Consider the following 22,009-nt stretch of genomic DNA (forward strand, 5'->3'; position numbering starts at 1 on the left):
GGGCCATGCCCACCAAGAAGCGATCCACCCCCGCCTCCGCGCCCGCCACGGACGAGGCCACCGCCGCCGGCGCCATCCCCCCCGAGGCCGACGGCGGCGACGCTGACGGCCCAAGCGCGGCCGCGGCCGGGCAGCGCAGCGTCAGCGCCGAGGAGATCGCGCAGGACATCGCCACCGCCATCGTCGAAAAGCGCCTGCCCCCCGGCACCCGGCTGCGCGAGGAGGCGCTGGGCAAGGTCTACGGCGTGAGCCGCACCAAGATACGCGCCGCGCTGCTCACGCTCTCGCGCGACAAGCTCATCCAGATCGTCCCGGACAAGGGCGCGCTGGTGAGCAAGCCCAGCGTGCAGGAGGCGCGCGAGGTGTTCGCGGTGCGCCGCGTGCTGGAGGCCGAGGTGGTGCGCCTCTTCGTGGCCCAGGCCCGCCCGCGCGACTTCGAGCGGCTGCAGCAGCACATCCACATCGAGCGCACGACGCTGGAGCCCCGCACCAGCGTGGGCAGCGCGCGCGAGAAGCTGCTGGGCGACTTCCACGTCGAGATGGCCGAGTGCACGGGCAACGTGACGCTCACGGAGCTGGTGCGCGAGATGGTGGCGCGCAGCTCGCTCATCGCCATGCTCTACCCCTCCACCAACGACCCGCACTGCTCCAGCGACGAGCACGAGGAACTGCTGCGCGTGTGCCGCCGCGGCGACACCGCCGCGGCCGTGGCCTGCATGAACGAGCACCTGCAGCGCGTGGAAGCCAGCCTGCGCCTGGACGGCGGCGTGCCGGAGCGCCAGCTCGACCTGGTCAAGGCCCTGCTGAGCTGAGGCATTCCACGGGCCGTTGCAAGGGGTAACGGGTACCAGGATGTGACGCAATCCGCGCCGGCCGTCACTTTTGTCAATGTGGCGGAAGGCTCAGGCGCTAGGCTGTCTTGTCCTGGCATTTTCCCGTGTCCATGCATTACGCCGCGCCCCTGCTGAGCCACCCCCTGGAGGACGACGAGCGTGGTGCCGCAGCCCCCGGTGGGGCGGTTTCCCCTGCACCCGACAGGTATCGGGCCATAGCGGATGCCCTGCCCACGCTGACCTTCGAGACCGATGCGGCGGGGCAGCGCCTGTGGTCCAGCGCGGGCTGGGAGCGCTACACGGGGCTGTCGGCGCAGGAGCTGTCCGGCCGCGGCTGGGTGCGCGTGGTGCACGCGCAGGACATGCGGGCCGGCCACGCCGACTGGCAGCGCAACCTGCAGGCCGGCCGCGCCCATGCCTCGCGGCGCCGGGTGCGCCGCTACGACGGCCAGTGGCGCTGGCACCTGGTCAACGTCGTTCCCCGGCTCGATGGCGACGGCACGCTGCGCGGCTGGCTGGGCAGCGCCGTGGACGTGGACGAGATGGTGCGCGCCGAGCAGGCGCTGGCCGCGCAGGAGCAGCGCGCAAGCTTCATGCTGGCCGTGAGCGAGGCGCTGCGCGATCTGGCGCAGCCGCAGGACATGATGGACGCCGCCACCGCCGCGCTGGGCCGGCACCTCGACGTCGCGCAGGTCGGCTACGGCGAGATCGACGGCAACCCGCCCTACATCACCGTGCACCACGACTGGAACGACGGGCGCATCCCGTCCGTGGTCGGCCGCTGGCGGCTGCCGGACTTCGGCGTCGCCTTCGTGGACGACATACGCGCCGGGCGCACCGTGGCCATCGCCGATGTGGAAGAGGACGACCGCACCCGCGCCCCCGCCGTGGTGGCCGCCTACGCCGGCATACACACGCGCAGCATCCTGGACGTGCCGCTTGTGAAACACGGGCGGCTGGTGGCGCTGCTGTTCATTCACCACCCCGAGCCGCGCGGCTGGAGCGACGTGGACATCGCGCTGGCCGAGCAGGTGTGCGAGCGGCTGTGGGGCGCGGTGGAGCGCGGGCGCGCCGAGCGCGCCCGCGACGCCAGCGAGGCGCACCTGCGTGCCGTGCTGGACGCGCTGCCCGTGGGCGTGGTGATCGCCGAGGCGCCGTCGGGTCGCATCGTCAAGGGCAACCGCAGCATTGAAGACATCCTGGGCCACCCGCTGCTCAACGTGGAGGGCGTGGCCGGCTACGCCGAGTACGGCGCCTTCCACGAGGACGGCCGCCCCGTGGCGCCCGCCGAGCAGCCGCTGGCGCGCGTGCTGGCCGGCGAGGAGCGGCCCGCGCTGGAGATGCGCTACCTGCGCCCGGGCGGCCACATGGCCTGGCTGCGCGCGCTGGGCGCGCCCATACGCGACGCCGATGGCACGCTCACCGGCGCGCTGGTGGTGGTGGACGACATCGACGCCAAGGTGCGTGCGCTGGAGTCGCTGCAGGAGCGCGAGCGCCAGCTCGCGCAGGCGCAACTGCGGCTGGACCTGGCGCTGTCCGCCGGCGACATGGGCGTGTGGGAGTGGTCGCCCGCGCAGGGGCGCTCGCACTGGAACCGGCAGATGTTCGAGCTGCTGGGCCTGAAGCCGACCGAAGACGGTTTTCTGCCCACGGCGGCCTTCATGGCCCGCGTGCACCCCGGGGACCGCCCGGCGCTGGAGGGGGCGCTGGCCAAAGCGCTGGCCACGCGCGGCGGCTTCGAGCAGGAGATGCGGCTGGCGCATGCCGACGGGCGCCAGGTGTGGCTGCTCAACCGCGGCGAGGTGGTGTGCGACGGCTGCGGCCACGTGGAGCGCATGGTGGGCGTGAGCCTGGACATCACGGCGCAGAAGGCCGCGCAGGCCGCGCTCACCGAGGCGCTGCAGGCCAAGGACACGCTGCTGTACGAGGTGCATCACCGCGTCAAGAACAACCTGCAGATCATCAACTCGCTGCTGTCGCTGCAGTTGCGCACGGTGCAGGACGAGGACGCGCGCCGCGCCATCGCCGAGGCCGGCGCCCGCGTGGGCGTGATGGCGCGGCTGCACCTGTCCCTGTACCAGTCCGGCCGCCTCGGCTCGCTGGACCTGGGCCACTGGCTGCGCCGCATGGCCGAGGACACCTTGCGGCTCCTGGGCGAGGGCAAGCACATCACGCTGGATTTCCAGTCCGGCGAGGCCGTGACCCTGGCCGTGGACCAGGCCGTGCCGCTGTCGTTGCTGCTCTCCGAGCTGCTGACCAACGCGGTGAAGTACGCCTTCCCGAACGGCCGGGGCACGGTGCGGTTGCACGTGCATCGCAAAGATGGGGGCCTGCGCCTGCTGGTGGCGGATGACGGCGTCGGCCTGCCGGAAGGCTTCGAGCCCGCCGCCTCCAAGGGTCTGGGCATGCGCATCATCCACGCGCTGGCTCGGCAGATCGACGCGCAGCTCACGCTGCTGGAGCGCGGCGCGGGCACGGCCTTCCGCATCGACCTGCCGTTGCCGCCGGCCGCCTGAGGCCGGCGCCGCGTTGGCGCCCACGAGCCGGCAGGCGAAGATGCGGCCATTGCCGCAACGAACCGGGAGCCGCCATGAGTGAAACCGAACGCATCGTCGCCGAGGAGGGTGCGCAGCTGGATTTCAGCCGGGACATGAGCTACGGGGACTATTTGCACCTCGACGAAATCCTGAACGCGCAGCAGCCGCTGTCCCAATCCCACGACGAGCTCTTGTTCATCGTCCAGCACCAGACCAGCGAGTTGTGGATGAAGCTGCTGCTGCACGAGCTGGAAGCGGCCATCGATTGCGTGCGCCGCGATGAATTGAGCCCCGCTTTCAAGATGCTGGCGCGGGTGACGCGGATCATGGAGCAACTCGTCAGTGCCTGGACGGTGCTCTCCACCATGACGCCGCCGGAATACAGCGCCATGCGGCCTTATTTAGCCAACTCCAGTGGGTTTCAAAGCGCCCAATACCGCTGCATCGAATTCGCGCTGGGCAACAAGAATGCGGCGATGCTGAAGCCGCATGCCCATAAACCTGATTTGTATGCGCGGGTGGAAACGGCTTGGCGCTCGCCATCGATTTACGACGAGACCCTGAAATTGATGGCGCGCCGCGGCCTGAACGTGCCGGCCTCACATTTGGAGCGGGATTGGACGCAGCCTTATCAAGCCGATGCGGGCGTGGAGGCGGCGTGGCTGGAGGTCTATCGCGACCCGGAGCACCACTGGGAGCTGTACCAGCTCGGCGAAAAACTCACCGACCTGGAAGACGCGTTCCGACTGTGGCGCTTCCGGCATGTCACGACGGTGGAACGCATCATCGGCCTGAAGCGCGGGACCGGCGGGACGGGGGGTGTGAGTTATTTGAGGAAGATGCTGGAAGTGGTTCTTTTTCCGGAGATTTGGCAGTTGAGGACGGATTTGTGAGATATGGGCACGCGCCGGTAGTGTATGAGTGGAAATATCTTGTGGGCTTGTGGCTGCAAAAGACGAAAATCAAGGCGTAGGAATAAAAATCCAATACTGCCGTTTCAGTATCTTATGAATAAACTGCAGCACAACATAAGGTAACGAAACCCCATCAACAATAAGTTGTGGGTCCGAACCTTGGCTTGAAACAGGATGCGAGCGCAGCGCACGGCGCCCAGCGAGCGCGGCCGGGCACGCGCAGGCCAAGCGGGCGGGGAAGCGTCCTACCCCTCCCTCAGTGCTTCCATTTGCTTGAAGCCTAAACAATTGACCCCTAAAGTTCCCGCTTCGGCCTCACGGCCCGCACCGGATGTTGGAGGGGCGGCGAATGAAGATCGTGTGCGTTGGCGGCGGCCCGGCGGGGCTGTACTTCGGCTTGCTGATGAAGCGGCTCAACGCCGCCCATGACGTCACCGTCGTGGAGCGCAACCGCCCCTATGACACCTTCGGCTGGGGCGTCGTCTTCTCGGACGCCACCATGGACAACATGCGCCAGTGGGACGCCGAGTCCGCCGCCACCATCCAGCAGGCGTTCAACCACTGGGACGACATCGAGCTGCGCTTCAAGGGCCGCACCCTGCGCAGCGGCGGCCACGGCTTCGTCGGCATCGGGCGGAAAAAACTCCTGAACATCCTCCAGGCCCGCTGCGAGCAGGTGGGCGTGAAGCTGGTCTTCGAGCGCGAGGTGGAGTCCGACGCCGAGTTCCCGGACGCTGACCTCCTCATCGCCTGCGACGGCATCAACTCCCGCATACGCACCCGCCACGCGTCCACCTTCCAGCCGGAAATCGTCACCCGGCCCAACCGCTACATCTGGCTGGGCACGAAACGGCTGTTCGACGCCTTCACCTTCGACTTCCAGCGCACCGAGCACGGCTGGTTCCAGGCCCACATCTACAAGTTCGACGACCAGACTTCCACCTTCATCGTCGAGTGCCCCGAACACGTCTGGCGCGCCCACGCCCTGGACCGCGCCGACACCGACGCCTCCATCGCCTTCTGCGAGCGCCTCTTCGCCGACACGCTGCAGGGCGAAAAGCTGCTCTCCAACGCCCGCCACCTGCGCGGCTCGGCCTGGCTGAATTTTCAAAGGGTGGCCTGCGCCCAATGGTGGCTGCGCAACCCGCAGGGCGCTTACGTCGCGCTCATGGGCGACGCGGTGCACACGGCCCACTTCGCCATCGGCTCCGGCACCAAGCTGGCGCTGGAGGACGCCATCGAGCTCACCCGCCAGTTCCGCGATCTGGGCGACACCATGGAGCACATCCCGCAGGCCCTGCAGCAGTGGCAGGAGACGCGCCGCGTCGAGGCGCTGCGCCTGCAGAACGCCGCCTGGAACGCCATGGAGTGGTTCGAGGTCTGCGGCGACCGCTACTGCGACCACCTGGCGCCGGAGCAGTTCATGTACTCGCTGCTCACCCGCAGCCAGCGCATCAGCCACGAAAACCTGCGCCTGCGCGACAAGGCCTGGCTGGAGGGCTACGAGCGCTGGTTCGCCGCCCGCGCCGGCGTGGACCGCTCGGCGGATCAACCCGCCGTGCCGCCCATGTTCACGCCCTTCAAGGTGAGGTCGGTCCAGTTGAAGAACCGGGTGGTGGTCTCGCCCATGGCCCAGTACTCGTGCGCGGACGGCGTGCCGGGCCCGTACCACCTCGTCCACCTGGGCGCCCGCGCCATGGGCGGGGCGGCGCTGGTCTGCGCGGAGATGACCTGCACCAGCCCCGACGCACGCATCACCCCCGGCTGCCCCGGGCTGTGGAACGACGAACAGGGCGAAGCCTGGAAAGCCATCGTGGATTGGGTGCACGCGAACAGCGACGCCAAGATCGCCATGCAGCTCGGCCACGCCGGCGCCAAGGGCTCCACCCGCCGCGCCTGGGACGGCATCGACCTTCCCTTGCCCGCGGACGGCCCGGAACCCAACTGGCCGCTCATCAGCGCCTCGCCCCAGCAGTACCTCGCGGGCGTGAGCCCGTTCTCCCGCGCCATGACGCGCGAAGACATGGACCGCGTGCGCGAGGATTTCGTCGCCGCCACCCGCCGCGCCACCGCCGCCGGTTTCGACTGGCTGGAGCTGCACTGCGCGCACGGCTATTTGCTCTCCTCCTTCCTCTCGCCGCTGACCAACCGGCGCGAGGACGACTACGGCGGCCCGCTGGAGAACCGCCTGCGCTACCCGCTGGAGGTGTTCCGCGCCGTGCGCGAGGCGTGGCCTGCACACCTGCCCATGTCCGTGCGCATCTCCGCGCACGACTGGGTGCCCGGCGGCAACACGCCCGCGGAGGCCGTGGACATCGCCCGCGCCTTCAAGGCCGCGGGCGCGGACGTGATGGACGTCTCCTCCGGCCAGGTCAGCAAGGACGAGCACGTCACCTTCGGCCGCATGTTCCAGACGCCCTTTGCCGACCGCGTGCGGCAGGAGGCCGGCATCGCCACCATGGCCGTGGGCGCCATCAGCGAGGCCGACCACGTGAACTCCATCGTCGCCGCCGGCCGCGCCGACCTCTGCGCCGTCGCCCGCCCGCACCTCGCCAACCCGGCCTGGACGCTGCTGGAGGCGGCCAAGATCGGCTTCACGGAGATCGCCTGGCCCAAGCAGTACCTGGCGGCCAAGCGCCAGCTGGAATCCAACCTCGCCCGCGAGAAAGCCGCCGCGGCGCCAGGGAGCCGGCCGTGAGCGGCGCGCTGCCGCTGGCCGGGCGGCACGCGCTGGTGACGGGCGCGGCGCGCGGCATAGGCGCGGCCATCGCCCGCCGCCTGGCGGCCGACGGCGCCACGCTCACGCTGCTGGGCCGGCATGAGGACACACTGCAGGCGCTGGCCCGCGAGCTGCCGGGCGTCGCCCAGGCGCGCACGCTGGTGTGCGACGTGGCCGATGCGGCTTCCGTCGCCCGCGCCTGGCAGGCGCTGGAAGCTGCGGGCGCGGACGTGCATGTCCTCGTCAACAACGCCGGCCAGGCCGCCAGCGCGCCGCTGGTGAAAACCACCGATGAGCTTTGGCAGCGCATGCTGGCCGTCAACCTCACCGGCACGTTCAATTGCTGCCGCGCCGCGCTGCCGGCCATGCTGCGCGGCGGGTGGGGGCGCATCGTCAACGTCGCCAGCACGGCAGGGCAGCGCGGCTACGCCTACGTGGGCGCCTACGCGGCGGCCAAGCACGGCGTCATCGGCCTCACGCGCTCGCTGGCGCTGGAGGTGGGCAGCAAGGGCGTCACCGTCAACGCCGTCTGCCCCGGCTTCACCGAAACGGACCTGCTCACCGACAGCATCGCCAAGGTCGTCGCCACCACGGGGCGCGACGCCGAGGCGGCGCGCCGTGAATTCACCCGCCACAACCCGCAGGGCCGGCTGGTGCGGCCGCAGGAAGTGGCGGACGCCGTGGCCTGGCTGTGCACAGCGGGCGCGGGCAGCGTCAACGGGCAGTCGCTGTCCATCAGCGGCGGGGAGGTGATGTGAACGCGTCACCACGGCCCGCAGGCACTCACGAGGGAGCCGCCATGAAGAATCCAGTCACCCAGGTCCGGGACTTCAAGCTGGTGCAGTCCCTGGGCGAGGACGCCATAGGCCGCGAGGCCCGCGCCGCGCCGGAGGACCACTCCGCCGTGCGGCTGTGGCTGCGGCTGCTCTCGTGCAGCACGCAGATCGAGCAGGCCGTGCGCGTGCGGCTGCGCCAGCGCTTCGGCACCACGCTGCCGCGCTTCGACTACCTCGCGCAACTGGAGCGCTGCCCCGAGGGCCTGCGCATGAGCGCGCTCTCGCGCTACCTCATGGTCACGGGCGGCAACGTCACGGGCCTCACCGATCAGCTCGTGGCCGACGGCTGGGTCGAGCGCGTGGCCGATGCGCAGGACCGCCGCTCGCTGCTGGTGCGCCTCACGCCCAAGGGCCGCGAGGAATTCCTGGCCATGGCCGCCGAGCACGAGGGCTGGCTCATAGACATGTTCCAGGGTTTCGAGCCTGCGCACCGCGACACGCTCTATGAGCTGTTGGGCCGGCTGCGCGTGCACCTGGCCGGCAAGGAGGCCGGCGACGGCGGCGAGCCGCTGCCGGAGCAGGACGACGTTTCCCCCCGCGCCGCCGCGCGCAAGGAGCGGTGATGAGTAAATCCCTCGATCCCGCCCTGGCCGCGGGCAACCGCCTGGCGCTTGCCGGCTACGACGCGCGCCACTTCCTGTGGGAAGCGCGCGAGGGCGTGGCCACCCTCACCCTCAACCGTCCAACGCGCAAGAACCCGCTGACCTTCGAGTCCTACGCCGAGCTGCGCGAGCTGTTCATCCGGCTGAAGTACGCGACCGACGTGCACGCCGTCGTCATCACCGGCGCCGGCGACAACTTCTGTTCCGGCGGCGACGTGCACGAGATCATCGGCCCGCTGGTGGATTTACCGGCACCGGAGCTGCTGATGTTCACGCGCATGACCGGCGAAGTGGTGAAGGCGCTGCGCGCGTGTCCGCAGCCCGTCATCGCGGCGGTGGACGGCGTGTGCGCGGGGGCGGGCGCCATCATCGCCATGGCCAGCGACCTGCGGCTGGGCACGGCCCGGTCCAAGACGGCTTTCCTCTTTAACCGCGTGGGCCTGGCCGGTTGCGACATGGGCGCCTGCGCGCTGCTGCCGCGCCTCATCGGCCAGGGGCGCGCGAGCGAGCTGCTGTTCACCGGGCGCAGCTTGGGCGGCGAGGAGGCCGAGCGCTGGGGCTTCTTCAATCGCCTCGCCGCCCCCGACGCCTTGCTGGCCGAGGCGCAGGCGCTGGCGCGCGAGCTGGTCCGCGGCCCAACCTTCGCCAACGGCATGACCAAGACCATGCTCCACCAGGAGTGGTCCATGGGCATCGACCAAGCCATAGAAGCCGAGGCCCAGGCGCAGGCCCTGTGCATGGCCACGCAGGATTTCAAGCGTGCCTACGAGGCTTTCGTGGCGCGCGAGAAGCCGGTGTTCCGCGGCGATTGAAGGGGTCTCCATGGCCGACACGCGTTACCTGGACTGGCCCTTCTTCGAGCCCCGCCACCGCGCCCTGGCGCGCGAGCTGGACGTCTGGGCCGCGCAGCACCTCGCCGGCGATCACGGCGCCGACGTGGACGCCGCCTGCCGCGCGCTGGTCCGGCAGCTCGGCGCGGCGGGCTGGCTGCGCCACGCGGTGGCCGGGCGCGCGCTGGGCGGCATCAGCGACGCCATAGACACCCGCGCCGTGTGCCTGCTGCGCGAGACGCTGGCCCGCCACAGCGGCCTGGCCGACTTCGCCTTCGCCATGCAGGGCCTGGGCTCCGGCGCCATCTCACTGGCGGGCACCGAGGCCCAAAAAGCGCGCTGGCTGCCGGCGGTGGCGGCGGGGGAGGCGATCGCGGCCTTCGCGCTGTCGGAGCCGGACGCCGGGTCGGACGTGGCGGCCCTGTCCTGCGCGGCGCGGGCCGAAGGTGACGCCTATGTGCTCGACGGCGAGAAGACATGGATCTCCAACGGCGGCATCGCCGATTTCTACGTGGTCTTCGCCCGCAGCGGCGAGGCCCCGGGCGCGCGCGGCATCTCGGCCTTCATCGTGGAGGCGGGCACGCCGGGTTTTCACATCGCCGAGCGCATCGAAGTGATGGCGCCGCACCCGCTGGCGCGGCTGCGCTTCGAGGGCTGCCGCGTGCCGGCCTCGCAGCGCCTGGGCGCGGCGGGCGAGGGCTTCAAGCTGGCCATGCGCACGCTGGACGTGTTCCGCACCTCGGTGGCCGCCGCCGCGCTGGGTTTCGCGCGGCGCGCGCTGGACGAGGCTCTAACTCGCGCCACCACGCGGCCCCTGTTCGGCGGCGTGCTGGCCGACTTGCAGCTCACGCAGTCGAAGCTGGCGCAGATGGCGCTGACGATTGAGAGCGCCGCGCTGCTGACCTACCGCGCCGCCTGGCAGCGCGACCAGGGCCAGAACGTGACGCGCGAAGCCGCCATGGCCAAGCTCGCCGCCACCGAGGGCGCGCAGCAGGTCATAGACGCCGCGGTGCAGCTCTGGGGCGGCCTGGGCGTGGTCAGCGGCGTGGCGGTGGAGCGGCTGTACCGCGAGATACGCGCGCTGCGCATCTACGAGGGCGCCTCGGAGGTGCAGCAACTCATCATCGCGCGGGAGCTGCTGCGCGAAGTCCGCGCCGTGCAGGCGCCCTGACGATTCAACTCCGCACCAGGAGGATGTCCATGCCCAGTGCCCACCTAGACACCTTCGCCCGCGACCGGCTGCCGCCGCCGCCGCTCATGCCGGAGCTCGTCTTCGACCTGCCGGCGCTGGAGTTTCCCGCGCAACTGAACTGCGCCTGGGAGCTGCTGGACCGCCACGTGGCCGAGGGCCGCGGCGAGCGCGTGTGCCTGCGCGCGCCGGGCCTCATCTGGACCTACCGCGACCTGCAGGAGCAGGCCGACCGCATCGCCAACGTCCTCGTGCACGAGCTGGACCTCGTCCCCGGCAACCGCGTGCTGCTGCGCTCGGCCAACAACCCCATGCTGGCCGCCTGCTGGTTCGGCGTCATCAAGGCCGGGGGCATCGCCGTCACCACCATGCCGCTGCTGCGCGCCAAGGAGCTCAAGGACGTGCTGGACATCGCCCAGTGCAGCCATGCCCTGTGCGACACGGCGCTGGCGCGCGAGCTCATGGCCGCCGCCCAGCTCTGCCCGCAACTGCGCCACGTCCGCCACTTCAACACCAACGCCCGCGACCCGCAGGGGCTGGAGCAGGCCATGCAGCGCCAGCCCCGCGCCTTCGCCAACGTCGACACCGCCGCGGACGACACCTGCCTGCTGGCCTTCACCTCCGGCACCACCGGCGTGCCCAAGGCCACCATGCACTTCCACCGCGACCTGCTGGCCGTGTGCCGCTGCTGGCCGCCGCACATGCTCCGCGCGCAAGCGGACGACGTCTTCATCGGCAGCCCGCCGCTGGCCTTCACCTTCGGCCTGGGCGGGCTGCTGCTCTTTCCCCTGTCCATAGGCGCCAGCACCGTGCTGCTGGAGAAGGCGGCGCCGGCGCAGTTGCTGGACGGCATCCGCGACTTCGGCGCCACGGTGCTGTTCACCGCGCCCACCTCCTACCGCGCGCTGGCCGCGCACGGCGAGGCGCTGCGCGGCACGCGGCTGCGCAAGTGCGTCTCGGCCGGCGAGGCGCTGCCCGCGGCCACGCGGCTGCAGTGGCGCGAAGCCGCGGGGCTGGAGATCATCGACGGCATAGGCACCACCGAGCTGCTGCACATCTTCATCTCGGCCGACGAGGCCCACGCCCGCCCCGGCGCCACGGGCGTCGTCGTCCCGGGCTACCGCGCCGAGATCGTGGACGACGAGGAGCAGCCCGTGCCCGCCGGCACCGTGGGCCGCTTGCGCGTGAAGGGCCCCACCGGCTGCCGCTACCTCGCCGACGCCCGCCAGGCCAGCTATGTGCGCAACGGCTGGAACTACACGGGCGACGCCTACTCGCAGGACGCCGACGGCTATTTCCACTTCCACGCCCGCACCGACGACCTCATCGTCAGCGCCGGCTACAACATCGCCGCACCGGAGGTGGAAGCGGCGCTGTTGAGCCACCCCGCCGTGGCCGAGTGCGGCGTCATCGGCGTGCCGGACGCCGAGCGCGGACAGCTCGTGAAAGCCTTCGTGGTGCTGCAGCCGGGCTTTCAGGCCGACGCGGCCATGGTCCGCGCGCTGCAGGACTTCGTGAAGCAAGCCATCGCGCCCTACAAGTACCCGCGCGCCGTCGCCTTCCTGGAGGCGCTGCCCCGCACCGCCACCGGCAAGCTGCAGCGCTTCCGCCTGGGGCGTACCGAATGAACCCCTCACAGGAGCCGGCCATGTCCGCACTGCTTCCCCCCGGCTGGCCGCGTCCCAAGGGCTACGCCAACGGCGTGTCCGCGCGCGGCCGCATGGTCTTCGTGGCCGGCATGGTCGGCTGGGATGAGCGGCAGCAATTCCCCAGCGACGATTTCGCGGTCCAGGCCACACAGGCGCTGCGCAACATCGTGGCCGTGCTGCAGGCCGGCGGCGCGCAGCCCTCGCACCTCGCGCGCATGACCTGGTACGTCACCGACAAGCGCGAGTACCTCGCCGCGCTGCCGGCCATAGGCGCGGCCTTTCGCGAGCTCATAGGCCACTACGACATCGCCATGACGGCGGTGCAGGTCGTGGCGCTCATCGAGGACAAAGCCAAGGTGGAGCTGGAAGCCACGGCCGTGGTTCCCGACTGACCCGCATCCGTGTTGCTGCAGCGCAGCGAGCATCGCGAGCCTCGGGGGCCGTTGCCTGCGCATGGGTTGAAGCCTGGGCCCTACGGCTTCGATAGTGCAGGCCCACATCGCGAGCCAGTGCATCGCGCTGTACCCCCACCGAGGAGACAAGCATGAGCCAGCAGTCCAGCAAAGCGGCCCCGCGCCGCGGTTTCATCAAGAACGCCGTGGCCGCCACCGTCGGCACCGGCGCCATGGCCGCGCCCATGGTGTCGCGGGCGCAGACCACCACGCTGCGCTTCCAGAGCACGTGGCCGGCCAAGGACATTTTTCACGAGTACGCCAACGACTTCTCCAAGAAGGTGAACGACATGGCCGGCAGCCGCCTCAAGATCGAGGTGCTGCCCGCGGGCTCGGTGGTGCCGGCCTTCCAGATGCTGGACGCCGTGAGCAAGGGCACGCTGGACGGCGGCCATGGCGTCATCGCCTACTGGTACGGCAAGAACTCGGCGCTGGCCCTGTGGGGGTCGGGTCCCGCCTTCGGCATGGACCCCAACATGGTGCTGGCCTGGCACTACTACGGCGGGGGAAAGGCCCTGGCGGAGGAGATCTACAAGAGCCTCAACCTGGACGTGGTCTCCTTCATGTACGGACCCATGCCCACGCAACCATTGGGCTGGTTCAAGAAGCCCGTGGCCAAGGCCGAGGACATGAAGGGCCTGAAGTTCCGCACCGTCGGCCTGGCCGTGGACGTGTTCACCGAGCTGGGCGCGGCGGTCAACCCGCTGCCCGGCGGCGAGATCGTCCCGGCGCTGGACCGCGGCCTCATCGACGCGGCCGAGTTCAACAACGCGTCCTCCGACCGCGCCCTGGGCTTCCCCGACGTGGCCAAGAACTGCATGCTGCAAAGCTTCCACCAAAGCGGCGAGCAGTTCGAGATCCTCTTCAACGGCGCCAAGTACAAGGCGCTGCCCGCGGAGCTCAAGGCCATCATCGACTACGCCGTGCAGGCCTCCAGCGCCGACATGAGCTGGAAGGCCGTGGAGCGCAACTCGCGCGACTACGAGGAGCTCAAGAAGGCCGGCGTGAAGTTCTACAAGACGCCGGACGCCATCCTGCGCGCGCAGCTCGCCGCCTGGGACAAGGTCATCGAGAAGAAGTCCGCCGAGAACCCGATGTTCAAGCGCGTGCTGGACTCGCAGCGCGCCTTCGCGCAGCGCGCCGGCCAATGGCAGGGCGACTACCTCGTGGACTTCAGGATGGCCTACAACCACTACTTCGGCCGCGGCGCCGGGCAGACCCAGCCCAAGAAGACCTGAACCCGGCCTTCTCCTCATGAGGCAGTAACAGTCCGGGGCGCCTGCAGCAGGCGCCCCTTCCTTTTGTGGCAAGCGAAGGGGATGCGATGCAAAAGGCATTGCTGGCGGTGGACCGGTTCTCCACCTTCGTGGGCAAGGCCTTCGCCTGGACGGCGGTGGGCCTGACGCTGCTCATCAGCTGGGAGGTGTTCAGCCGTTACGTGCTCAACAGGCCGCATGCCTGGGTGCTGGACGCGCAGATCATGCTCTATGGCACGCTGTTCATGACGGCCGGCGCCTACACGCTGTCCAAGAACGGCCACGTGCGCGGCGACGTGCTCTACGGCTTCTTCAGCCCGCGCACGCAGGCGGCCATTGACCTCACGCTGTACCTGCTGTTCTTCCTGCCCGGCGTGGTGGCGCTCACGTGGGCGGGCTGGCAGTTCGCGCACGAGTCGCTGGCCATACGCGAGCAGACCTTCTCGGCCGACGCGCTGCCGCTGTACCCGTTCAAGTTCGTCATCCCGCTGGCCGGCGCCATCCTGCTGCTGCAGGGCGTGGTGGAGATCGTGCGCTGCGTGCTGTGCCTGCGCGAAGGGTGCTGGCCCCGGCGCGACGGCGACGTGGAGGAGGTGGACGTGGACAAGCTGCGCGAGATGGTGCGCGTCCAGGCCGACGGCGCTGCCGCGGCGGATGCCGCCGTGCTGCCGCCGGCGCAACGCCAGGAGGGCGCGTGATGAAGCTGCGCAAGGAACTGTGGTTCGGCTTCGGCCTGATGGCGCTCATCGGGGCCGGTGCCGTGGCCATGCTGGTGGGGGCCGAGCGCATCACCAACGGCCACATCGGCCTGCTGATGCTGTCGCTGGTGGTGGTGGCCATCATGCTGGGCTTTCCGACCGCCTTCACGCTCATGGGCATGGGCATGGTCTTCACCTGGCTGGCCTACGAGCGCGACACGGCCAAGACGCTGGACCTCATGGTGCAGTCGGCCTACAAGGTGATGAGCAACGACGTGCTCATCTCCATCCCGCTCTTCGTCTTCATGGGCTACCTGGTGGAGCGGGCCAACCTGATAGAGAAGCTGTTCAAGAGCCTGCACCTGGCGCTGGCGCGGCTGCCCGGGGCGCTGGCGGTGGCCACCCTCGTGACCTGCACCCTCTTCGCCACGGCCACGGGCATCGTGGGCGCGGTGGTGACGCTCATGGGGCTGCTGGCGCTGCCGGCCATGCTGCGCGCGGGCTACTCGGTGCCGCTGTCGGCCGGGGTCATCACGGCCGGTGGTTGCCTGGGCATCCTCATCCCGCCTTCGGTGCTGCTCATCGTCTACGGCGCCACGGCCGGCGTGTCGGTGGTGCAGCTCTACGCGGGCGCCTTCTTTCCGGGGCTGATGCTGGCGGGGCTGTACATCCTCTACACCATCCTGGTGGCCAAGCTCAAACCGACGCTGGCGCCCCCGCTGTCCGCGCAGGAGCGCGCCGTGGCGCTGCCCGCGCCGCTGCTGCAGGCCGGCGCCGCGCCGCACGCCCACGTGCTGCCCGGGTTGCTGGCCGCGCTCAAGGGCCGGCGCGCGCATGGCGTGCCCACGGGCTACCTGCTTGGGCAAAGCCTGGTGGCGGCGCTGCCGGCGCTGGTGTTCGTGGCGGCGGCCCTGGTGAGCCATGACGTCGTGACGCGGCCGCAGGCGGCGGAGGCCGGATCGGGGCTGACGGAGATCGGTGCAGAGCCCTCCGAGCGCAGTGCCGGCGGCGGCTTGGCCGAGCCGCCGCCAGATGGCGCGCTGCAGGAGCCCCCGGCCGAGGGCGGCTTGCAGGAACCGCCCTCCGGCGGCGCCTTGCAGGAGCCTCCCGGCAGTGGCGCCGGCGGGCTGCAGGAGCCGCCAGGCGCCCTGGGGGGAGCGGATGCGTCCTCCGGCTCAGCCGGCCTGGCCGAGCCGCCCGGCGCGGCGCCGTCGGCGGGCGAGGGGGCCGACGCCGCCGCGCCCCGGCCTGCGCCTGCCGGCTTCTGGATCACCTTGGGCGTGCTGGCCGTGGCGCTGCTGCTGTTCTATGCGCTCTTGAGCTTCGCGCGGCTGGAGGTGTTCAAGATGCTGCTGGGCAGCTTTTTCCCGCTGCTCCTCCTCATCCTGGCCGTGCTGGGCTCCATCGTGTTCGGCCTGGCCACGCCGACCGAAGCCGCGGCCGTGGGCGCGCTGGGTGGCGCGCTGCTGGCGGCGGCCTACGGGCGGCTGAACCTGCAGGTGGTCAAGGAGTCGGTCTTCCTCACGGCCAAGACCAGCGCCATGGTGTGCTGGCTGTTCGTGGGCTCGGCCATCTTCTCGGCGGCCTTTGCGCTGCTCGGCGGCCAGGAGCTGGTGGAGCAGTGGGTGATGGGGCTCAACCTCAGCCGCACGGAGTTCATGCTGCTGTCGCAGGTGATCATCTTCATCCTGGGCTGGCCGCTGGAGTGGACGGAGATCATCGTGATCTTCATGCCCATCTTCATTCCGCTGCTGGACAACTTCGGCGTGGACCCGCTGTTCTTCGGCCTGCTGGTGGCGCTGAACCTGCAGACGGCCTTCCTGAGCCCGCCCGTGGCCATGAGCGCCTTCTACCTGAAGGGCGTGGCGCCGCGGCACGTGACGCTCAACCAGATCTTCGCGGGCATGCTGCCCTTCATGGGCATACAGATCGTGGCCATCTTCCTGCTCTACCTCTTCCCCGGCATCGGCCTGTGGCTGCCGCGGCAGCTCTACGGCGGCTGAGGCGGGGCGCCGCGGGCAGCGGCTTGCCGGCGGACGGCTTGCGCATCCGTCCGCCGGCCCCATCTCGGCAAGGTGGCGACGCCGCGGCGCCTGGCGCGGACCCCAATGCATATGCCGTCCGCATATGTATAAAAAGACAGTAGTCTGAAGCCGTTGTCGATCAACCCCGGGAAGTCCTTGTGATGTGCAACCTGGCCGAACCCCTGCAGTGGGCTGGTGAGCCCGGCCGGCCCGCGGCCGACGCGCCGGCCGTGGGCCCGTTGCCGGCGCAAGCCTCGCGGCATCCGTTGCCGCAGCTTTCGGCGCACGAAGCGCGTTGCCTGTTGCAGCGCATCGCCGCGCTGCGCGAGCAGGCGCAACTGGCCGTGCTGGGTGCGGACGCCGCGCGCGATGCCGTGCCGGCCTGTGCGCTGCAAGGCATCTGCCAGGCGCTGCACGAGGCGGAAGCAGCGATCGCGCACGCCCAGGAGCTGGCGGCGCGGGCCCTGCACTGAACCCGGCCCGCCTTCAAACCCCTCGCCTCACCCCCCGCTGCAGCAGCGCGAACACCGCTTCCACCACCAGCGCCAGCGCCGCGGCCGGCACGGCGCCGGCCAGGGTTTGGACGTGGTCGTTGATGGCCAGGCCCGTGACGATGCGCTCTCCCAGCCCGCCAGCGCCCACGAAGGCCGCCACGGTGGCCGTGCCCACGTTGATCACGGCCGCCGTCTTGATGCCCGCCAGCATCACGGGTGCCGCCAGCGGCAGCTCCACCGAGCGCAGCACCTGCGCCGGCTTCAGGCCCAGCGCCGCGCCGGCCAGGCGCAGCCCCTGCGGCACGCCCGCCAGCCCCTCGTGCGTGTTGCGGACAATGGGCAGCAGCGCATAGACGAACAGCGCCAGCAAGGCTGGGACGAAACCTATCGTGCCCACCAGCGCGATCAAGAAGGCCAGCAGCGCCAGCGACGGCACCGTTTGCAGCACGCCCACCGCGCCCAGCACCAGCCCGGAGAGCGCCTTCACCCGGTGGGCCAGCACGCCCAGCGGCACGCCCACCACCACGGCCATCGCCACCGAGCCGAACACCATGGCCAGGTGCTGCAGCAGCAGCCGGCCCAGGTCCGGCGCCAGCAGCCGCGCCATGAAGCCCGGGGGCGACGCGGGCGCGCCGGCCGGCGCCGAGGCGGCGGCGGCGCTGCCGCGGTCCAGGAACTCGCGCGCCACGTCGGCGAAGGCGCGGCCGTCCACCTCGGCCTGGGCGTTCATGGCCGTCATGGCCGCTTCGTCGATGCGGCCCTGCAGCGCCGCGGCCAGCGGCCGCTCGTCCAGCGAGGCGCGCATCAGCAGCACCGCGTCGTAGCGGGGGAAGAAATTGCGGTCGTCGCGCAGCACGCGCAGGTGCAGCCGCTCGATCTGAGCGTCGGTGGTGTAGACGTCCACCACGTCCACCTGCTTGCGCGCCAGCGCCTGGTAGGCCAGGCCGTGGTCCAGGCCGGCGCCGGGCGCCATGCGCAGCCCGTAGGCGCGGCTCAGCCCCGGCCAGCCGTCGGCGCGCTGCAGGAACTCGTGCGACAGGCCCAGGCGCAGCGCGCCCGCCTGCGCGGGCGGCAGCGCGGCCAGGTCGGACAGGGAGGCCACGCCCAGCCGCCGCGCGTCGTCCTCGCGCAGGGCCAGGGCGTAGGTGTTGTTGAAGCCCAGCGGCACGGCCGCCTTCAGGCCGCGCGGCGCCAGCCGGGCATTGAGCTGCTCCAGCGAAACGGCGGCCTGCGCTCCCTCCAGCTTCAGCAGCTCGCGCGTGATGGTGCCCGTGTACTCCGGATAGACGTCCACGGCGCCGCTGGACAGCGCCTGCTCCAGGATGGCCGTGTTGCCCAGGCCCTGCCGGTGCTCCGCCGCGATGCCGGCGCGCCGCAGCGACTGCGTGACCAGCTCGCCCAGCAGGTAGCTTTCCGTGAAGCGCTTGGAGCCCACGGCCACTTCGGCGTGGGCTTCCGGAGCCTGCCCGGCGCGCGACGCCGCGCCTGCCGGCTGCTGCGCGTGCGCCGCGCCGGCCAGCAGCACCAGTGCCAGTGCCGCCAGTGCACGTGCGGCGGCCCGCAGGTTCAACTTGCGCCGGCGCTGCTGCCCTGCTCCAGCAGGTGCCGTTTCACGGCCTCCGCGTCGTTGCCCGCGGCGCGCACCGCGTCCTCCAGCTGGGAGATGGTCACGCCGAAGTAATCGACCCAACGCCGCATCGCGGCTTCGTCGTTGAGGTCGATGGAGTCTCCGGGGCGGGTGGGTTCGGTGTGGGTAGCCATGGCCCATGGCGGCAAGCGCCATGCCCCGTGCGGCATGGGCCAGGCCGCCGATGAAGAAAATTGCAGCCCGGCGACGGTTCGGCCCGCGGGCAGACCTCCTGCAGGGGCTGCGCTGCGTTGTTTCAGTACATGGAGCGTTGAGGCCCTGCCGGGTGATGGTTCCAGCGGCAACAACCCGTCCCCCTTCAATCCCACCGCCAGGTCCACACCAGGTCCACGCCCGTCGTCTCCCCGGTCAGCAGCCGCAAGGTAAAGCGTTGGGCGATCTTGTAGACCAGGTCGAAACCGCCGCCCGTGGCGTCCAGGCTTTGCCGGTAGCCCACGTAAAAGCGTTCGGAGAGCTGCTTGCCGACGCCCACCACCGCGTCCGACAGCCCGCCGGAAGCGCCGCGCGAGACGGAAAAGGCGTCCAGCCCAAGCCGCTGCGCCAGGCCGGGGCCGCTGCTGCCCTTGTTGCCCGCCAGCAGCGCCAGCGCCGCGCGCTGCAGCAGCGCGGTCTGGTCGCCCGCCAGGTCCGTGGACGCCTTGCCCAGCGTCAGCCACGAGAGCTTGTCGATGTCCGAGAGCGCCGGCGTGGACACCAGCGCCACGCGCGGGTTCTGCGCCGAGCCGGTCACGCCCACGCCCACGCGCACCTCGTCCAGGTCCGTGCGCAGCGCCTCGATATCCAGCGTCGGGTTGGCCACCGGCCCGGTGAAGGTCACCAGGCCGCGCGTGATGTCCAGCTTGGCGCCGTAGGCGTCGAACACGCCGCCCACGGTGCGCACCGTGCCCACCACCGCCACCTGGTCGTTGGGCGCGGTCACGCGCAGCTCGCCGGCCAGCAGCGTGTTGATGCCCTTGCCGCGCACGCGCAGGTCGCTGCCCAGGTCCACGCGCAGGTCCAGGTCCATCTTCATGGGCGTTTGCGGCTGCCCGGTGCCCGGGGCGGGCTTGCGCGCCATGGCGGGGTCGTCCACCACCACCACGTCGTCCGACAGCGCGGGGGCACTGCTGCGGCCCAGGTCGATGAGGCCCCGGTCCACCTTGAAGCCGCCGCGCAGCGACAAATCCTTGCCCTGCAGCCGCGCCTGCGCCCGGCCGCTGACGTCCACGCGGCGGTCCACGCGGCCCAGGGCCTGGAAACGGTCCAGCACCAGCGCCACGTCCACGCCGGGCTGCTCGCCCAAGCGCGCGCCGCCCTGCAACTGCGCCGTGCCGTCGCCCGCGCGCAGGACGAAACGTTCGATGCGCACCTGCTCGCCGTCCAGCGCCACGCGCATCTCGCCGTCGCGCACGCGCACGCCCTCCACGAAGTTCGTGACGCCCAACTGGTTGCCCAGCAGCGTGCCGGCGACTTCCGGCGCACCCAGGCGGCCGCCCACGCGGGCGCGCGCGTCCACCGTGCCGGCCAGGCGCCAGCCCACGGGCAGCCACGGGTCCCACACGCCCAGGTCGGCCACGCGCAGCTCCACGTTGCCCTGCACGGGCGTGGCGGCGCTGGGCCAGACCTCGCCCGGCGCCGTGCGCGCGCTGGCGCCGGCCGAGAGCACGCCGATCTGCTGGCCGGCCACGCCCGCCCCGGCATTCCACTGGTTGCCATTGGCGCGCAGCGAGAGTTGCAGGGCCGATAAGCCCATGGCGCGGCGGCTGCCGCCCGCGGCCAGGCTCAGGTCGCCGCGGCGGCGCTCCACCAGCACGTCGGCCTGCAGCGTGGGTGCCGTGCGCACCACGGCGCGGCCGCTGATCTCCAGGTCGCCCTGCCAGCCCATGTCCGGCTGCAGCCGCGACAGCAGCGGCGCCACGGCCAGCGGCTCCAGGTTGACGGCAGCGTCCAGTTGGGCCGGCGCGCCGCCCGCGCCGGCCTGCCAGCGCACGGCGCTCCACTGCACGCCCGCGCCCAACACCGTGGCGCGGCCGGGCTGCACGTTCAGGCTGGCGGGGCGGCTGCCCTCGGCCATCCGGAACGCCAGCTCCACGTCGGCCGCCTGCAGCAGCGCGTCGGCGGCGCCGGCACGGCGCACGTCCACGCGCGTGATGCGGCCCTGCCAGCCCGCCAGCGTGGCGGGCAACGCGCCGCTGCCGCTCTGGATCAGGCCGCCTTGCGCCTCCAGCGCGAAGCGGGTGCGCGTGCCCGCGGCGCCCGGCGGCGGCGGTTGCAGCAGGTCCGTCCACTCCGGCGGCTGCGCGGCGGCTTCGCCCTGCAGCGCCAGGCGGTGGGCGCGGGTGGTGCCGTCCAGGCGCACATCCACCGCCGGCACGCGCTGCCACTGCCCGCTGTCGGCCAAGGCCACGTCGGCCAGTTGAAGGTTCAGCTCCAGCGGGGCATCGCCCACCGTGGCCAGGCGCCAGCGGGCCTGGCCGCTGCGCAGGCGCAGGGTGGGCAGCGACAAGCCGTCGGCGCTGGCCTGGCCCTGGCTGCGCAGCGCGGGCCAGCGGCCGTCCAGCGTGAAATTGGCCTTGGCGGCGCCGGCCACGGCCAGCGGGCGCACGGGTGCGGACGCGGCCGCCTTCGCCGCGCCTGCCTTGGCGCCGGCTTGGGCGGTTTTCTTCGCAGCCGGCTTGTCGCCCGCCTGGCCTTTGGAGGTGGTGGCCGCGGGCGCCGGGGCCGGCAGCAGCGCGGCCAGCGGGTTGAGGCGCTGCAGGGCGGGGGCGTCCACCGTGGCTTCCCAGTGGTCCGCCTGCGGGTTGCGCGCCAGCAGGCCTTGGGCGCGGGCGGCGTTGCCGTCCACTTGGGCGTCCAGGGCGGCTTGCAGGCCGGCGCTGGTTCCGCGCAGCGAGGCTGCACCCTGCAGCGGCACGTCGGCCAGGCGGCTGGGCGGGATGCCCACGTCGGCGCGGCCTTCCAGCCTCGCCAGCCAAGCCAGCAGGTCGCCGCCTGGGCCGGCCGCCGGCAGCGTCATGGCCGCGTCCACGCGCGCGGCCAGCTGGCTGGGCAAGCGGCGCAGCGGCGCGTCGGCCGGGCCGCTCCACCAGGGGCGCAGGTCCAGGTTGTCCAGGGTGGCCTTGGTGTCCAGTTGCCAGGGCGCGCCGGCCGCCGCCTGGCGCATGCGGCCCTGGGCCGAGAGGCGGGCCGTGCCGGCGCTGCCCTGCAGCCGGCGCAGCGCCACCACGGTGGCGGCGGCTTCGGACTGCCAGCCGGCCTCCAGGTTCAGCTTCAAGGCCTCGGTGCCGCCGGGCGCCGCCATCTCGCCCGCGAGTTGGCCGGTGAGGTCTATAGCTGTCTCTTATACACA

General features: G+C 71.4%; 17 protein-coding genes. 14 read left to right on the forward strand and 3 right to left on the reverse strand.

What is annotated here, in order from left to right:
- Positions 1-5 precede the first annotated feature (5 nt).
- The 14 genes from SM757_RS25135 to SM757_RS25200 all read left to right on the forward strand — a co-directional run bounded on the left by SM757_RS25135 (position 6) and on the right by SM757_RS25200 (position 17,012).
- Positions 6-812: a GntR family transcriptional regulator gene (locus tag SM757_RS25135; protein ID WP_084267528.1), complete on the forward strand. Its 807-nt coding sequence runs from the start codon at positions 6-8 to the stop codon at positions 810-812.
- A 131-nt stretch (positions 813-943) separates the two neighbouring features.
- The gene (locus SM757_RS25140; RefSeq protein ID WP_322467506.1) at positions 944-3,349 is read left to right on the forward strand and encodes a PAS domain S-box protein; all 2,406 of its coding nucleotides are present in this window, start codon (positions 944-946) and stop codon (positions 3,347-3,349) included.
- 74 nt (positions 3,350-3,423) lie between these two features.
- Positions 3,424-4,263: a tryptophan 2,3-dioxygenase gene (gene kynA, locus SM757_RS25145; protein WP_322467494.1), complete on the forward strand. Its 840-nt coding sequence runs from the start codon at positions 3,424-3,426 to the stop codon at positions 4,261-4,263.
- Between the two features lie 370 nt (positions 4,264-4,633).
- The gene (locus tag SM757_RS25150; RefSeq protein WP_322467495.1) at positions 4,634-6,982 is read left to right on the forward strand and encodes a bifunctional salicylyl-CoA 5-hydroxylase/oxidoreductase; all 2,349 of its coding nucleotides are present in this window, start codon (positions 4,634-4,636) and stop codon (positions 6,980-6,982) included.
- On the forward strand, positions 6,979-7,761 hold the full coding sequence (locus tag SM757_RS25155) for an SDR family NAD(P)-dependent oxidoreductase (protein ID WP_322467496.1): 783 nt from the start codon (positions 6,979-6,981) through the stop codon (positions 7,759-7,761). Before SM757_RS25150 ends, SM757_RS25155 begins: the two co-directional genes overlap by 4 nt.
- A 41-nt stretch (positions 7,762-7,802) precedes the next feature.
- Entirely contained in the window at positions 7,803-8,402 is a 600-nt protein-coding gene (locus SM757_RS25160) for a MarR family winged helix-turn-helix transcriptional regulator (RefSeq protein ID WP_084267529.1), read from the forward strand.
- A complete protein-coding gene (locus SM757_RS25165; RefSeq protein WP_322467497.1) occupies positions 8,402-9,253 on the forward strand; it encodes an enoyl-CoA hydratase family protein in 852 nt (283 codons plus the stop codon). The genes SM757_RS25160 and SM757_RS25165 overlap by 1 nt, the downstream gene beginning before the upstream one ends.
- A gap of 10 nt (positions 9,254-9,263) precedes the next feature.
- A complete protein-coding gene (locus SM757_RS25170; RefSeq protein WP_322467498.1) occupies positions 9,264-10,442 on the forward strand; it encodes an acyl-CoA dehydrogenase family protein in 1,179 nt (392 codons plus the stop codon).
- Between the two features lie 29 nt (positions 10,443-10,471).
- Positions 10,472-12,088 carry an AMP-binding protein gene (locus SM757_RS25175; protein WP_322467499.1) on the forward strand — a complete coding sequence of 539 codons (1,617 nt, stop codon included), beginning with the start codon at positions 10,472-10,474 and terminating at the stop codon, positions 12,086-12,088.
- Between the two features lie 20 nt (positions 12,089-12,108).
- Positions 12,109-12,501, forward strand: a complete 393-nt coding sequence (locus tag SM757_RS25180) for a RidA family protein (protein WP_322467500.1) — start codon at positions 12,109-12,111, stop codon at positions 12,499-12,501.
- A 152-nt stretch (positions 12,502-12,653) separates the two neighbouring features.
- A complete protein-coding gene (locus tag SM757_RS25185) occupies positions 12,654-13,799 on the forward strand; it encodes a TRAP transporter substrate-binding protein (RefSeq protein ID WP_322467501.1) in 1,146 nt (381 codons plus the stop codon).
- Positions 13,800-13,885: 86 nt separating this feature from the next.
- A complete protein-coding gene (locus tag SM757_RS25190) occupies positions 13,886-14,515 on the forward strand; it encodes a TRAP transporter small permease subunit (RefSeq protein WP_322467502.1) in 630 nt (209 codons plus the stop codon).
- Positions 14,515-16,518 (forward strand): TRAP transporter large permease subunit, encoded by a 2,004-nt coding sequence (locus SM757_RS25195; protein WP_322467503.1) that lies wholly within the window; start codon positions 14,515-14,517, stop codon positions 16,516-16,518. The genes SM757_RS25190 and SM757_RS25195 overlap by 1 nt, the downstream gene beginning before the upstream one ends.
- 182 nt (positions 16,519-16,700) lie before the next feature.
- Positions 16,701-17,012: a hypothetical protein gene (locus tag SM757_RS25200; protein WP_066337254.1), complete on the forward strand. Its 312-nt coding sequence runs from the start codon at positions 16,701-16,703 to the stop codon at positions 17,010-17,012.
- A 13-nt stretch (positions 17,013-17,025) separates the two neighbouring features.
- On the opposite strand, the gene SM757_RS25205 is transcribed toward SM757_RS25200, so the two are convergent.
- From SM757_RS25205 to SM757_RS25215, 3 genes are all read right to left on the reverse strand, one after another.
- Positions 17,026-18,603 (reverse strand): glycine betaine ABC transporter substrate-binding protein, encoded by a 1,578-nt coding sequence (locus SM757_RS25205; protein ID WP_322467504.1) that lies wholly within the window; start codon positions 18,601-18,603, stop codon positions 17,026-17,028.
- A complete protein-coding gene (locus tag SM757_RS25210; RefSeq protein WP_066337255.1) occupies positions 18,600-18,794 on the reverse strand; it encodes a DUF3606 domain-containing protein in 195 nt (64 codons plus the stop codon). Before SM757_RS25210 ends, SM757_RS25205 begins: the two co-directional genes overlap by 4 nt.
- Before the next feature lie 185 nt (positions 18,795-18,979).
- Positions 18,980-21,961 (reverse strand): translocation/assembly module TamB domain-containing protein, encoded by a 2,982-nt coding sequence (locus SM757_RS25215; protein ID WP_322467505.1) that lies wholly within the window; start codon positions 21,959-21,961, stop codon positions 18,980-18,982.
- Positions 21,962-22,009 lie beyond the last annotated feature (48 nt).

Source organism: Azohydromonas lata (assembly GCF_034427735.1).
GTDB classification, from domain to species: domain Bacteria; phylum Pseudomonadota; class Gammaproteobacteria; order Burkholderiales; family Burkholderiaceae_C; genus Azohydromonas; species Azohydromonas lata.